Source organism: Pseudoalteromonas sp. P1-11, assembly GCF_001399995.1.
Classification (GTDB): domain Bacteria; phylum Pseudomonadota; class Gammaproteobacteria; order Enterobacterales; family Alteromonadaceae; genus Pseudoalteromonas; species Pseudoalteromonas atlantica.
Genome location: NZ_LJSP01000003.1, coordinates 24,274 through 39,757 on the forward strand (window position 1 = coordinate 24,274; position 15,484 = coordinate 39,757).

The 15,484-nt window shown below is 41.9% G+C and carries 10 protein-coding genes; 9 read left to right on the top strand and 1 reads right to left on the bottom strand.

Annotation, left to right across the window (positions count from 1 at the left end):
• Positions 1-18 precede the first annotated feature (18 nt).
• From prpC to AN390_RS05865, 6 genes are all read left to right on the top strand, one after another.
• On the top strand, positions 19-1,146 hold the full coding sequence (prpC, locus tag AN390_RS05840) for a 2-methylcitrate synthase (protein ID WP_055253210.1): 1,128 nt from the start codon (positions 19-21) through the stop codon (positions 1,144-1,146).
• 116 nt (positions 1,147-1,262) lie between these two features.
• Positions 1,263-3,872, top strand: a complete 2,610-nt coding sequence (gene acnD / locus AN390_RS05845; RefSeq protein WP_055253211.1) for a Fe/S-dependent 2-methylisocitrate dehydratase AcnD — start codon at positions 1,263-1,265, stop codon at positions 3,870-3,872.
• Positions 3,873-3,884: 12 nt separating this feature from the next.
• Positions 3,885-5,051 carry a 2-methylaconitate cis-trans isomerase PrpF gene (prpF, locus tag AN390_RS05850; protein ID WP_055253212.1) on the top strand — a complete coding sequence of 389 codons (1,167 nt, stop codon included), beginning with the start codon at positions 3,885-3,887 and terminating at the stop codon, positions 5,049-5,051.
• A 522-nt stretch (positions 5,052-5,573) separates the two neighbouring features.
• Complete coding sequence (locus AN390_RS05855) at positions 5,574-8,597, top strand: hypothetical protein (RefSeq protein WP_055253213.1); 3,024 nt, start codon at positions 5,574-5,576, stop codon at positions 8,595-8,597.
• A gap of 64 nt (positions 8,598-8,661) precedes the next feature.
• Positions 8,662-9,753 (top strand): hypothetical protein, encoded by a 1,092-nt coding sequence (locus tag AN390_RS05860; RefSeq protein ID WP_055253214.1) that lies wholly within the window; start codon positions 8,662-8,664, stop codon positions 9,751-9,753.
• A gap of 9 nt (positions 9,754-9,762) precedes the next feature.
• Positions 9,763-11,640 carry a hypothetical protein gene (locus AN390_RS05865; protein WP_055253215.1) on the top strand — a complete coding sequence of 626 codons (1,878 nt, stop codon included), beginning with the start codon at positions 9,763-9,765 and terminating at the stop codon, positions 11,638-11,640.
• Positions 11,641-11,742: 102 nt separating this feature from the next.
• Here AN390_RS05865 and glp read toward each other — a convergent pair whose 3' ends face one another.
• Positions 11,743-12,957, bottom strand: a complete 1,215-nt coding sequence (gene glp, locus AN390_RS05870) for a gephyrin-like molybdotransferase Glp (protein WP_055253218.1) — start codon at positions 12,955-12,957, stop codon at positions 11,743-11,745.
• Between the two features lie 47 nt (positions 12,958-13,004).
• Between glp and modA the strand changes: the two genes are divergently transcribed.
• From modA to AN390_RS05885, 3 genes are read left to right on the top strand one after another with little or no spacing between them, the layout of a single operon-like run.
• Entirely contained in the window at positions 13,005-13,757 is a 753-nt protein-coding gene (modA, locus tag AN390_RS05875) for a molybdate ABC transporter substrate-binding protein (RefSeq protein WP_055253795.1), read from the top strand.
• Complete coding sequence (gene modB, locus AN390_RS05880; RefSeq protein ID WP_055253220.1) at positions 13,744-14,430, top strand: molybdate ABC transporter permease subunit; 687 nt, start codon at positions 13,744-13,746, stop codon at positions 14,428-14,430. Before modA ends, modB begins: the two co-directional genes overlap by 14 nt.
• Positions 14,423-15,460 (top strand): ATP-binding cassette domain-containing protein, encoded by a 1,038-nt coding sequence (locus tag AN390_RS05885; RefSeq protein ID WP_055253222.1) that lies wholly within the window; start codon positions 14,423-14,425, stop codon positions 15,458-15,460. The genes modB and AN390_RS05885 overlap by 8 nt, the downstream gene beginning before the upstream one ends.
• The last annotated feature ends 24 nt before the right edge of the window (positions 15,461-15,484 follow it).

The window sequence follows — 15,484 nt, forward strand, 5'->3', positions numbered from 1 at the left end:
TTTAGATAGGAGAAGATCATGGTAGATAAAGCATTAGGCGGAGCAGGTTTACGCGGGCAAGTTGCAGGGCAAACCGCATTATGTACAGTAGGGCAAACAGGCTCAGGTTTAACGTATTGTGGGTACGATATTAGCGAACTTGCCGAAAAAGCACAGTTTGAAGAAGTGTCTTTTTTACTTTCACGCGGGGAGCTACCAACAGCCAATGAACTAGCCGAGTATAAAGCTAAATTAAAAAGCTTACGCGGCCTGCCAGATGCACTAAAAACCGTGCTTGAAAATATTCCTAAAGACGCGCATCCAATGGATGTTATGCGTACCGGTTGCTCAATGCTGGGTAACCTAGAAATGGAACTTGATTTTAGCCAAGCAAACGATGCGATTGACCGCATGGTTGCGCTCTTCCCAAGTATTATTTGTTACTGGTACCGATTTACTCACGATGGCGTACGCATTGAAACACAAACTGATGACGACTCAGTGGGCGCGCACTTTTTAACTCTATTACACGACAAAGCACCGAGCGAGCTTTTTGCGCAAGTAATGAATGTGTCGCTAATTTTATACGCAGAGCATGAATTTAATGCCTCTACATTTACTGGGCGAGTGTGTGCATCAACGCTTTCTGATATTCATTCTTGCGTAACGGGCGCTATTGGTACGCTACGTGGGCCACTGCATGGTGGTGCAAACGAAGCCGCTATGGATATGATTCAGGGTTTTACAAGTGCAGATCACGCTGAGCAAGAAATCATGGGTATGCTAGAGCGCAAAGATAAAATAATGGGCTTTGGACACGCTATTTACCGTGAGTCAGACCCACGTAACGTTATTATTAAAAAGTTCTCTGAAAAACTAGCGGCTGAGGTGGGCGATGATGTGCTTTACCCTGTGTCGGTTAGGTGTGAAGAAGTTATGTGGCGCGAGAAAAAACTGTTTTGTAATGCTGATTTTTTCCATGCATCGGCGTATCACTTTATGGATATTCCAACCAAATTGTTTACGCCAATATTTGTTATGAGCCGTGTTACAGGCTGGACTGCACATGTTAAAGAGCAACGTGCTAATAACCGTATTATTCGCCCAAGTGCCGATTACACAGGACCAGAGGCACGAAGCTACACGCCAATTGAATCAAGAGGCTAATTAGTTACACATAATACCAATCCGTAACAATACTTAATTAAGCGGATTGGTATAGGGTGAGCAATACGCTCACCTCTTGCCTTTTATCTCCCGTCACCTATTAGCGAACAGATATTATGACCATAATTAATAACACCCAATACCGAAAACCATTGCCCGGCTCAAATGTGGATTACTACGATACGCAAGAAGCCGTTGATGCAATAAAGCCTGGTGCTTATGCCACATTGCCTTACACATCACGCGTACTTGCCGAAAACTTAGTGCGCCGCTGTGAGCCTGATATGCTAACTGATGCGCTTAATCAGCTTATTGAGCGTAAGCAAGATTTAGACTTTCCGTGGTATCCGGCGCGCGTGGTGTGCCACGATATTTTAGGCCAAACTGCATTAGTTGATTTAGCAGGCCTGCGCGACGCAATAGCTGCAAAAGGTGGTGATCCAGCAAAAGTGAATCCGGTTGTCCCTACACAGCTAATTGTTGATCACTCATTAGCGGTTGAGCATGCAGGCTTTGACCCTGAAGCGTTTGAAAAAAACCGTGCAATAGAAGATAGACGCAACGACGACCGTTTTCATTTTATAAACTGGACTAAAACCGCTTTTAAAAATATTGATGTTATTCCGCCTGGTAACGGCATTATGCATCAAATTAACCTTGAAAAAATGTCGCCTGTTATTCAAAACCGCGATGGCATTGCATTCCCCGATACCTTAGTTGGTACCGACAGCCACACCCCGCATGTTGATGCACTTGGCGTAATTGCCGTAGGCGTAGGCGGGCTTGAAGCCGAAAGCGTAATGCTTGGCCGTGCCTCGTACATGCGCCTGCCTGATATAGTAGGAGTTGAGCTTACAGGTACTCGTCAGCCAGGCATTACCGCAACCGATATAGTGCTGGCTATTACCGAATTTTTACGCGCTCAGCGTGTGGTTTCGACCTATTTAGAATTTTACGGTGAAGGTGCTGATGCACTCACCCTTGGCGACAGAGCAACTATTTCAAACATGACACCAGAATTTGGTGCCACTGCAGCCATGTTTTATATAGACGATAAAACAATCGATTATTTGCGTTTAACAGGTCGTGATGAAGAGCAAATAGCCCTTGTAGAAAACTACGCTAAAACGGCTGGCCTTTGGAGCGATAGTTTAAAAACCGCAAAGTATGAGCGAGTGCTTAAATTTGATTTATCGAGTGTTGGACGCAATATTGCTGGGCCTTCAAACCCACATCGTCGTGTATCCACCAGCGATTTAGCAAAAGAAGGTATATCTGGCGTTGTTGAAAACGAAGAAGGCTTAATGCCAGATGGCGCCTGTATTATTGCTGCTATTACCAGTTGTACTAACACTAGTAACCCGCGCAACGTAATTGCTGCCGGCTTACTTGCACGTAACGCAAATGCCAAAGGGTTAATGCGTAAACCCTGGGTTAAAACGTCATTAGCACCGGGTTCAAAAGCGGTGCAATCATACCTAGAAGAAGCAAAATTACTCCCTGAACTTGAAAAACTTGGCTTTGGTATTGTGGGTTTTGCTTGTACTACCTGTAACGGCATGAGTGGCGCGCTTGACCCTGTAATTCAACAAGAAGTGATAGATCGCGACTTATACGCAACAGCGGTACTCTCGGGCAACCGTAACTTTGATGGGCGTATACATCCGTATGCTAAGCAAGCGTTTTTAGCGTCACCGCCATTAGTGGTAGCTTACGCTATTGCCGGCACAATTCGCTTTGATATTGAAAAAGGTGTACTAGGGAAAGATCAAAATGGTAACGACATAACGCTAAAAGATTTATGGCCAAGCGATGAAGAAATAGATGAAGTAATAAAGCAAAGTGTAAAGCCAGAGCAATTTAAAAAAGTGTACGAACCTATGTTTGATTTAACCGTAGATTACGGTGAAGACAACGACCCGCTATACAATTGGCGCGAGCAAAGTACCTATATTCGCCGCCCGCCATACTGGGAAGGCGCCCTTGCAGGTGAGCGAACAATGACCGGCATGCGCGCCCTTGCTGTACTTGGTGATAACATTACAACGGATCATTTATCGCCTTCAAACGCTATTATGGCAAGCAGTGCTGCGGGTGAATACTTAACTAAGATGAATGTTCCTGAAGAGGATTTTAACTCGTACGCAACGCACCGAGGGGACCACTTAACAGCGCAGCGCGCTACATTTGCAAACCCTAAATTGTTAAACGAAATGGTACGTGATGAAAACGGCGAAGTTAAACAAGGTTCATACGCACGATTAGAGCCACAAGGTACCAATACCCGTATGTGGGAAGCAATCGAATCTTATATGCAGCGTAAACAACCACTCATTATTGTAGCCGGCGCCGATTATGGGCAAGGCTCATCGCGTGATTGGGCTGCAAAAGGGGTAAGGCTTGCAGGCGTTGAGGTTATAGCTGCAGAGGGCTTTGAGCGTATTCACCGTACTAACTTAATTGGCATGGGTGTATTACCGCTTGAGTTTAAACCAGGCACTACCCGCAAAACGCTTAACATTGATGGCAGCGAAAGCTTTGATGTAAAAGGCGAGCCAACACCAGGTGCAACGCTTGATTTAGTGATTACACGTAAAAACGGTGAGGTACTAACAGTACCTATGAAATGCAGATTGGATACCCAAGAAGAACTTTCTATTTATGCCGCTGGTGGTGTATTACAGCGCTTTGCGCAAGACTTTTTAGAAGCTACGCAATCAGCATAAGGGGCGTGCATTATGTTTAAACCACAAATTAAAGTGCCAGCAACTTATATGCGCGGCGGCACCAGTAAAGGTGTATTTTTTAAGTTAACCGACTTACCCAAACCTGCCCAAGTGGCAGGTGAGGCGCGCGACAATTTACTGTTACGCATAATTGGTAGCCCCGACCCATATGGCAAACAAACCGATGGTATGGGCGGAGCAACATCAAGTACTAGTAAAACGGTTATTTTAAGTAAAAGCGAGCAACCTAACCACGATGTGGATTATTTATTTGGCCAAGTGGCAATAGATAAACCTTTTATAGATTGGAGCGGCAATTGCGGTAATTTAACCAGCGCAGTAGGTGCGTTTGCTATAACGAACGGCTTAGTTGATAAAAGCACAGTACCCGATAACGGTGTAGCCGTGGTGCGTGTATGGCAGGCTAATATTAAAAAAAGCATTTTAGTTCATGTGCCTATCACCAATGGCGAAGTGCAAGAAACTGGCGATTTTGAACTTGATGGCGTGACCTTTGCTGCTGCCGAGGTAAAGCTAGAGTTTTTAAGCCCCGCCGATGGTGAAGGGGCGTTATTCCCTACAGGCAATGTAGTAGATGACTTAGAAGTACCAGGTGTTGGTACTTTAAAAGCCACCATGATAAACGCGGGTATTCCTACTGTATTTATTAATGCTGCGGAGATTGGCTATAGTGGCACTGAGCTGCAAAGCGATATTAATAACGATACTGACGCACTTAAAAAGCTTGAAACTATTCGTGCCTATGGCGCAGTCAAAATGGGGTTAATAGCTAATATTAACGAGGCGCAAACACGCCAACATACACCTAAAGTAGCCTTTGTGGCAGCGCCATTAGATTATAACGCGTCAAGTGGTAAGTTTATTGAAGCTACAACAATTGATTTATTAGTACGTGCTATGTCTATGGGCAAGCTTCATCACGCTATGATGGGCACAGCCGCAGTCGCTATTGGCGCAGCCGCCGCTATTGAAGGTACGCTTGTTAATGTGGCCGCAGGTGGCGGGACATTGAACGAAGTTAACTTTGGTCACCCCTCTGGCACGCTAAAAGTAGGCGCAGAAGCTAGTAACATAGCTGGAGATTGGCAAGTAACCAAAGCAAGTATGAGCCGCAGTGCTCGTGTGCTTATGGAGGGCGTAGTTAGGGCTTTGCAATAAGCTGATTTTAACGTTTTATATTGAGTCATTAACGCTACCCTTAGTCGTTATTGACTCTTAAAATGTTTAGATTTAAAAATAAACAACGTAAACTTTGTGTTTAAATATCCCCCTTCCAAAAACTCTACAGAACTAATTCTTTTTCATTACATCAGTGCTTAGATGTTTTTTTTTAACGTATCCGACGTATTTACTTGAAGAATATTATTAACAAACTAAATTAAATGTAATATTCACTTAATATAGTGGATATATGGTACGTCAGAGCGATGCTTCTTAAAGGTTTTAACATATCCTATTGAAAAATAGTAAAGCCTATGAAGAAGCGTCGTTTAAATTTAGATAAAAACTTGTACTTATAGCGCATAAAAATGTAGCAAAAACTCATTGCTTAATGTTACTTTAATTAATAAGTAACAAAGGTTGTTATTGTGTGTCTGTTTATGTATTTTTGTAAACTTTCACGCGTATATTTTATAAAATAATTTCTGATACTCATTGCAGGCTATCAAGGAGAAATAAATGGCACAGCGTATGAATAAAATTACCCCAATTGCAGCATCTGTTGCACTTACCCTAGGTTTAGCGGGTTGTGGTTCGGACAACGACAGAAACACTTACGTTCCTCCAGTTGAATCTGTTACTTCATCTGATGACGCTCAATTTAACGTAGAAATAACAGGTAAAGCTGTTAAAGGAGCCATGAAAGGTGCCGTTGTTAGCGTGATGACACTTGATGAAACAGGGCAAAGTGTTCCAGTTGCATTTAGATTAGAAGCATCAGCAGAAGCTGAAACGTTTACCGGCGAAGCAACTTCTCAAGATGCGGCGGATGCGGCAGTAGAAGCTAGTAAAATAGCAGGTAACCCAGATGCGCTAGTAACCGGCGATAATGGTAGCTACAGCATTTACCTTGAAGATGACTTTACAGGCCCTGTATATATTACAGTGACTACTGCTGAAGAAGGAGACGATAGCTTCTTGCGTTGTGATGCTTACGTTGGTTGTGGAATTTACGATGAAGCGCCAGAAGCAGATGACGTAAACGATGGCGATACTAACATTGAGTTTGGTGAATGGTACAAAACCGACCTAGAGCTTTCTGTTGTTAAATACGTTACTCCAGCAGAAGCTAACACATCAGGTGCGAGCGGCGCAGCTGGCGATGAAAACGTAGCACGATCGTTTAAAGCTAACGTAACTTTTTTGACTACATTGGTTGCTCAAGCTCTACTTGAAGCCGAAGGTGAAGTTGACGCTGATGCTATTGCATCAACAAGCTTAAACACAGTGATCCAAGTTTTAGGACCAGATGCAGCGGTATTATTATCAGCGCTTATTGGTGACTTATCAAACGGTGGTGCAGTAGATTTAAGTGATGTAGACGGTGAAGAAAGTCTTACGCAAGGCGTGTTGATGATTGCGCAGTTGTCATCTTCGGTTCAAGGCTTACCATCAATCTCTGATGCTATAGCAAGCATTAAAGCCGGTGTTGCAGCAGGCACTTTAAGTACCACCGACATTGCAGCAACCTTACAAACAGCTGTTTCTAGTACTGCAAGTGTATTTGTGGCTATTGCAACGGGTGATGAAGATGCTATTAAAGCGGCATTAGAGGCAGCCTATTTAGCTAATAACCCGGATGCTTCAGCTGAAGATATTGCTGCTTTTGCACAAAATTCTGCGGGTATTGCTGCTAAAGCAAAAGAAGCAAAGGATAATGCAGTTAAAAATGGAGCTGCAACTGATGCAGAGCTGGCAGAAATTGCTACTGTTGTACAAACAGTGCTAGATGAGCTGGGTTGTACTGGTGATGAGTGTGTTGCAGGCGATGACTTTTTTGCAGATTTAGCGGTTGCGTTATCAGCGCAAATCAACACATCTTCTAGCGAACTTACTGAACTTCAAGAAGCGATAGATACTGCTGAAGAAATGCTTGCTGATATTCAAAAGATGAGAGATGCAGTGTCAGACGCAGCTTCTGCGATTGAATTTGCTAATGCTGTCGCAGCACTTGAAAATGAGGCTGAAGCAGCCAGTTTATCAACACTAGTAAATGTTTTATACGCAAAAGCACAAGACTATGTTAGCACCGCCACTTTACTTGTAGAGCAAAGCTCTGACTACCAAGGCATACTGGATTCTGCAACTGATTTACAAGAGTTAGCATTAGTAGAAGTAGAAAACGTAAGCACATACGATGCAGCACTTGCACAGTTAGTGCTTGATGCAGAAGCCGCTATTACTGAATACGAAATTGAAGTAGAAGCCGCTAAAGAAATTGCTTTGAATACTGCAGATGTTGCAGATGAAAAGAAAGCCGCTGCTAATACTGCAGAAGCCGCATCAACAAGTGCACTTGCTGATGCGCGAGCTGCTGTTGACTCGGGTGACGATGCACAAGCAACTGTTGAATTAGTTTATGCTGCGGTAACTGCTGCGTCAGATTTTTCTGCTGCTGTAGATGCGCTTGAGCTTGCGATTGGACAAGCCTTAGAAGCTGCAACTGAATATGCAGACGCAGCAGTGACTGAAGCTGATATGGCTGAAGCCGCTGATTTAGTTGAAAGTGCAGAAATGATGGCCGAAGCTGCTGAAACTCAGGCTGAACTTGCAAACGAGCAACTTGTAACAGCGCTTAGCCTTCAAGCAGAAGCAGAGCTTGCGGTTGCAACGGCATCTGTTAAAGAAACATCAGAGTCACTTTCTACGATGACGGTATTAACAAGTACCGGTGGTGATGCACTTTACGACACAGCTGAAGTGTTATTTGATGTATTTGAAGAGCTTGCCGATATGGGTAACTCTGGTGAAGGGACTTCAACAGCGCATCCTGAATGGGCATACGAATACAGCTTAGATGATTTAACGCTAATGCTTACTAATGCGACGACCGGTAGCGAAATTACAGCGTCAGCAGCGTACCAAGATAATCAACTTGTTGTAGCTTGGGGCGGCATGCTAAATATCGAAAACGATGCTACTGTTGAGCTTGTTACAGGTGATGTAGCCGCAGATGCACTTGAAGAGTGTCAAGCATTTGCTGATGGTACAATTACTGACTCTACACAAATTGATTCGTGTTTAGTATTTACGTTTGACGGTGATGTGAGTGCAGATACCGTTGATGACGCTGAGCTTACGATGGCTCAAGCGTGGAACCGTGTTGAAATTATGGACGGCGACTCAGACTTTATGGGGACGCTAAACCTAAGCGGCATGGAAGAGACAGACATGGCTATGCTAGAACTAGCAGGTATGTCTGGCGACTTAGACTTTAGCGTTATGTCTGAGGTGGATAGCAGTGGTGATGAAGACATGACCATGCTTGAAATTAAAGTTAACGGTGACGCTGCAATGGGTTACACGCTGTCTATGTCGGGTACTGAATCAGCTGGTTACATGGGCGATGTTAAAGCTATGTACGATGGCATGATGATGACCTTTGGTACAGCAACTAAGGTAACAAATGGTGTTTCAATTACTTACATTGATGATGAAGTAATTGAATACACAGATGTGACTTTAATTGACTCATCTAACTAATACTTAAACTATAAAAGGGAAAAGCTGTGTGCTTTTCCCTTTTTTTATAGAAAGCGATTAAATTATGAAAAAAAAAATTCTCTTGTTAGGATTTTCAACTGCTCTACTTTCACCTCTAGCTTCTGCAAATAATCAATTTCAAATATTTACTCACTTTGACGCCGAAATTTACACTGAGGCACAGCCAGTACAAGCATTTGTAGATGATTTTGACGAGCCTATTAAGTCTGGCGACAGTGCATTTACTTATAATATTTTTGAGATTGGCGTGGGTTACAACAATTTTAAAGTTGGTTTGCAGAGCCGTTATGACTACGTACTTAATTTTGATCCCGATACTGCACTTTATACTTATTTAGAAAAAAACGATTTACCCTTTGAAGAGCGTTTTTACACGTATCAGCTAGATGCTAAGCAAGTGACCTCTAATGGGGTGTTTGTTTCATACGATTTTAAATTTTTAGATAAAAACGCGCTAACTATTACACCAAAAGTGTCTGTTTTTGCCAGTACACATTTTCAAGATGCCTCAGTAGATGGGCGAGTGTTTAGTGACGATGTTGAAGGCAGCATTACTGCTGATTATAATTTTTCGAAAGATATTTTATTTAAAAAATTTACTCCTTCGCAAAACCCTGAAGGCCTAGGCTATAGCTTAGATATTTTTGCTGATTGGCAAGTAAATGACGATTTAAAAGTAGGGCTAAGTGTAAAAGATCTGCTTTATAAAACTGACTTTGATGATACCGGCGCGGTAAAAGGGCAAACAACAGAAATCCCTTTCAGTGAAGATGAAAGTGGTAATGTCACCTCTACGCCGACTGTTTCTCTTCAAACATCTGCTTTTGGTAATACCGAGTCGCACACACTTGATATGGAAATGCGTATTACCGCCTTTGCCGATTATCGAATCAACCGTCGATATTCAACGGCGCTTACAATCAAGCAGTACGACGAAGATTCATTTAGTCAGCTAAAAGGGCGTATCCATTTTTGGGATCATTGGAAGGTACAAGCTGGTTATGAAACAAAAAGTGAGGCGTTTTTAGTCGGTATTGAAAACGAGTACTTTGGTCTTAATTTACAAACCGACAGCTTAGATTTAGATAAAGCTTATTATGCGAATGTAAATTGGTACATGAACATTAAGTTTTAAGGAATGAAGATGTTAAAAAAACTTTTACCTTTGTCAGTTGCTCTAGCGCTTAGTGGCTGCGGTGGCTCTTCAAATGACAGTAGTGACGAAGCGGTTGAAATAAGCGTAGTATCTACCTCTACCGTAAACTTTTATGTACCTCAGTGGCAATCAGCCAAAGGTACGCTTAATCAATTAGACAGCCAAGGCAATGTGGTTGAGTCTGTCGCGGTCGAAAACATAAATACCGCCAGCGTGAGTGTATCGCCTCTTAATTTTTATACATTTGAATTTATACCTGACGATAGCGCCTTGCCGTGCCCACGCTTTACAGGCTGTGGCAGAACGCTTCGCGGTGATGTAAACGATATAAACGAAAACCGTTTAATTGATTTTGAAGAGATAACTGGCGTTAATTTAAACTATGCCGCCCGTGCCTATGTTGCGCCAGGCGTTAATGAGGTGTTTTTCTCGCCATTGAGCACCGCAATTACGAATGCAAATGTTGACGCGACCCTTGCAAGTTTATCTGCGAGTCCTTTTTATCAGCTTACACATAGTAGCTTGAGTAATACACTAGAGGCAGAAATCGTTGCTAACGCATTTACGTATAGCGCTATCATCGCTGGTGTGTCTGTTGAAGGATTTGATTTAGCCACTGCATTTGATGATTTTATCACCCAGCAGGATGAGACAAGTGCTTGGCAAACTTACAGCAGTTTAGCTGATCAATACATCGCAGATAACCTTTACAGTGAACAAGGTAATGGTTTAATTCAAAGTGTAGCTGGGCAGGTTAAGCAAACTATTGCGAGCGTGACTAGTTATACCAATTGGCAACAAAAAGTTGAAACTGAGCAAGCATTAGAGTCACGCGAATTACTCGAAAATATAAGAGATGCGCTAGGTGTTATTCGCTTACAGGGCACAACCTACGCTGATGATTTAGACGCGAAGCTTGAACAACTAGAAAGCGCACTTGATGATGATACGCAGCAAACTATTACTGTGCTTGCAGAAGTAATTAATGAGGTACTCATAAATTACTCTCCACTTGCAGAAGTATCTGCGAGCGAAGGGCAGTACACGTTACGTAATCTTGATATTAGCTATTCAACCTCACCCTACGAATGGCTAATTACCGGTACCTATGATGGCTTGCCAGTAAATATAGACATGTCTATCCCCACATTTAGAATAAGCGGTGTACTTGGTGATAAAATAGAAGGGGTAATGAGCGCTTCTGTTATTAATGGCGATACGCGCTTAGATGTTGATGTAAGTGAATTGCTGGTGGAATTTGATGGGGTAAGTGAGCAAAGTGAATTATTACCCGATGCACAAACAGGCATTGCTAATATTACCACTGACGTAGTTATTGCTAAGCAATCAGGCGAGCTTACTGGTGAGATATCATTAGATCTAAATCGATTTGTTACTGCGTTTGCACAGGAAGTTACGTCTTTATCTGCCTTTGATTTTGCTGGCCAATATCAAAGTGATATTCAAACTACGCCTTTTCATATTACAGCATTAGAAGCTTCGCCACTGACGGGTGAGGAAAACGATGATTTAATGTTTGGCCTAGAACTGGCTCTGCCATTAGGTGGTGCGAGTGACTTTAGCTTAGCGTATGTAGGTGATGTTATTGATTTATCGCAGCTTACCAGTAGTGATGTATTTATTAGCGTAAAACAAAAAGCCTTAGATTTACGCATTAGAGAAGTAAATAGCAATATTAGTTTAACCGCAAAAGGTGAAAACGGTCGCTGGCTTGATGTAAAACAAGCTGGCAGCAACTACAGCGGTGGCTTGTATTTAGGCGATACAAAAATTGCGGATGTAACCGCAGTACGTGGTATTCCTGGGGTATTATTTCCTAATGGTGATTTTGAGTCGTTATTTTAATAGCGGTTTAAACCTAAACTTAAGCCCAGCAAGTTGCACATACTTGCTGGGCTTTTTTATTACTCGTGCTTATATACTACCTAACAAGCAAATTGGCATAAGTTATAGTAGCTCTATTTCTACGGTTTCGTCTTTTGCAATATTGCCACTTTCTGCGGGCACCACAATAAGGCAGTTAGCGTGGCTAAGCGATGAGAGTACCCCTGACCCTTGCTTATTTATAGGCGTTACCAGTAGGTTATTGTTTTCGTCGGTGCTGGCAATACCACGTTGAAAGTCGGTACGGCCGGGGCGCTTTTTAATCAGCGCTGTGGTGGTTGCTTTTAAACGTAACTTAGCAGTATGTTCATTTCCTGAAAGCTTTGTAAGGGCTGGCTTTACAAGTCGCTCAAGCGTAACGGCTGCCGATACGGGGTTACCAGGTAAACCAAAAAAGTAGCTGTTAGGTAATTTACCAAAAGCAAAGGGTTTGCCCGGCTTCATGGCAATTTTCCAAAAATGGATATCGCCAATTTCATTAAATACTTCTTTAGTAAAATCGGCTTCGCCAACCGATACACCACCAGAGCTTATTACGGCATCTGCTTGCTCGTTTGCTTTTAAAAATGTGTTTTTAATGAGCGTTTTATCATCGGCAATTATGCCAAAATCAATCACTTCTATATTGTTATCATTAAGCTCGCTTAATATAACAGCGCGATTACTTTCATAAATAGCACCTGCAGGAAGGGCATTGCCAGGCTCTATAAGTTCATCTCCTGTAGAAAATACCGCGACCTTTAGTGTTTCATATACACTTACTTGGTTAATACCAATAGAGGCAAGTAAGCCTACATCTACCGCTTTTAGTTTTCTGCCCGCTTTAAAAACAACACTATTTTTTGCAATGTCTTCACCTGCAAAGCGCACATTATTATTGAGCTCAATATGACCTGTAAATGTTATTTTATCGTTATCTACGCTGGCGTTTTCTTGCATAACTACCGCATTAGCGCCAGGGGGCAGGGCAGCGCCGGTCATAATTCTAACGCATTGCCCAGGTGTTAAGGTGTTTTTAAAGGTTTGCCCAGCAAATACACTGCCTACTTGCTGATAAGTTGTTAGCCCTTCGCTTAGGCAAAGTGCATAGCCATCCATTGCCGAATTATCGTGAGCAGGCACATTTATATTGGATTTAATATCGCTTGCTAAAACACGGCCAACACTGTGCATTATTGAAATGGTTTCTGCGGCTTTATTAAAGTTAATAGCGCTTAGCATGTTACTAATTGCGGTTTCTACTGGCAATAAACCAGGTGCATTGCATACATCGTTCATATATATTGTTTTTTATAATGTGTCTGATTTTTAAAACAATACTTATAATGTTAAAGCTTTACAATACATGGTGTGGTTATTTGTTATTACTGTTAGTGGTATTTAGCAATCCTCTTAACGCAAAAGAAACGCTGCATATAGCCGTTGCGAGCAATTTTAAACCTGTGCTGCAAACGCTGGTAACTAACCCAGCCCTGAAAAATATTAATATTAAAATATCAGCTGCTTCTAGCGGCGTATTACACTCACAAATTATGCACGGTGCACCGTACGATATATTTTTATCAGCCGACGCTGCACGCCCACACGCACTGATCAAAGACGGCTTTGCACTCAAAAATAGCTTAACCACCTATGCGATAGGTTTATTAGCGCTGTGGCAGCCAAGCAACTCAGTTTTTAATAATAAATTAGCCATTGCTAATCCGCGGTTTTCGCCATATGGGCAATCATCGGCGCATTATGCTAAAAACTATATAAAAACACCGTATGAATTCGTGTATGCAAATAATATTACTCATGCGTTTCAATTTGTAGAAACAGGCAATGCCGCAAAAGGCTTGGTCGCGTTATCTACGTTAAAGTCGGCGTATCGCAAAACTAAAAATAAAAAATATTTAAATTACACGCTTATCGAACCTGAAAAACACCCTGAAATAACGCAGCAAGGCGTTATCATAAGCGCTACTAAGCATTTAACGGCAGCTAAAAAATTTATGGCTTTTTTAAATGACCCCTCAACCGCAAAAACATTATTAGAGCTTGGTTATAAAGCAAAGGAAAGTGATGTTAGTAAGTGATGTAACAGCGCTGTGGCTTACAATTAAACTTGCCTTTATAACGGCTGCTATTTTGTTGATTATATGCATTCCGCTTGCATGGCAGCTAGCCAGTTATAAAGGTAAGTTAAAGCCTATATTAGAAGCACTTATAGCAATGCCTTTGGTGCTGCCGCCTACGCTAATGGGCTTTTATTTATTGGTATTGTTTTCACCTACTCATGCATTTGGCCAGTTTTGGTTTTGGCTCACGGGTACGCAGCTCGCGTTTAGTTTTCAAGGGGTGGTTATTGGCTCGTTATTTTACTCTCTCCCTTTTGTGATGCAGCCGTTACTGGCGGGCTTTAAACAAATAAATACTACTTATAATCAAGCTGCTATTGCCTTAGGAATAAGTCCATTTAAACGTTTTATGTATTTAACGTTACCGCTATTAAAGCCAAGCATAGGCAGTGCCTTTGCACTGGGCTTTGCCCATACATTGGGAGAATTTGGTTTAGTGCTAATGATTGGTGGCAATATACAAGGCGAAACCCAAGTGGTGTCTATTGCGTTGTACGACCATGTAGAGTCGCTTAATTATGGGGCAGCGCACCAATTGTCGTTGGTATTGCTAGCTATCTCGTTTGCGTGTTTAGTGTTGTTGTTTAAATTTAATAAAACCGTGATAAACGGAGCTGCAAATCGTGCTTAAAATACAATGCCATCAACGTTTGGACGATTTTGAATTACATGTTGATTTAGCTATAAATCAATTTGATATTTTAGGGGTGTTTGGCCCTTCGGGCTCTGGCAAATCGAGCTTATTACAGGCGATAGCAGGGCTTACGACGGCGCAGAATGTGTGTATAAATAATCATAATATTACCCATTTAAAGCCCGATAAACGCCTACTTACTTTACAGCTACAGTCGTGCCCGTTATTTCCACATTTAAATGTAATGGGTAATTTACTGTTTACTCACAAGCATTGTAAAAATAAAAGTAACAACCTAACGCCTGATCAGGTAATTGATTTATTAGCACTAAACCCATTACTAAATCGTGATGTGTCGGGGCTTTCGGGCGGGGAGCGCCAGCGCGTAATTTTTGCAAGAACACTACTAAGTGGGCAATCTGTTGTTTTACTTGATGAGCCATTTAGCGCCTTAGATTGGTCAACGCGTTTTACGATGTTGGGGGCTGTTCAACAACTTAATAAATCCCATGGTATTAAATTTATTATTGTTAGCCACTCTTTAAAAGAGCTACTTTATTGCAGCGATACATTACTTCATATAGCGAAAGGCAACGTGCTCCAGTGCGGTGCAACACAAGAAGTGGTGCAAAGTATTTATACAAATAAGAGCCAAACGCCACTTAGTATACTTAGTTATAGTAAGCCTGAATTTAATGATGCTTTTGGTCTTTACCAGCTTACTCTTAGTAATAGCCAACAGCATTTATATGCAGTGCCTTCGCTGGTAAAACAAAACCATAAGTTAATTATAGAAAGCAGCCAAATAACCTACAGCAAAGTAAAACCAATTAACGAGAGCAGTGCAAACGTGCTAATAGGTATGCTTGAAAATGCCCAGCAGCTTGATGAGCAATGGCTGCTAACTGTTAACGTAGATACGCAATTACTGTATTGCACGGTGTCTAAAAGGCAATGGCAGCAAAGTGCTGTAAGCCTAGGCGAGCAGATTTATTTGACAATAAATAACCTAGAAACGCTAAGTTAGGATCTAAAAAACAGTCATGTATTT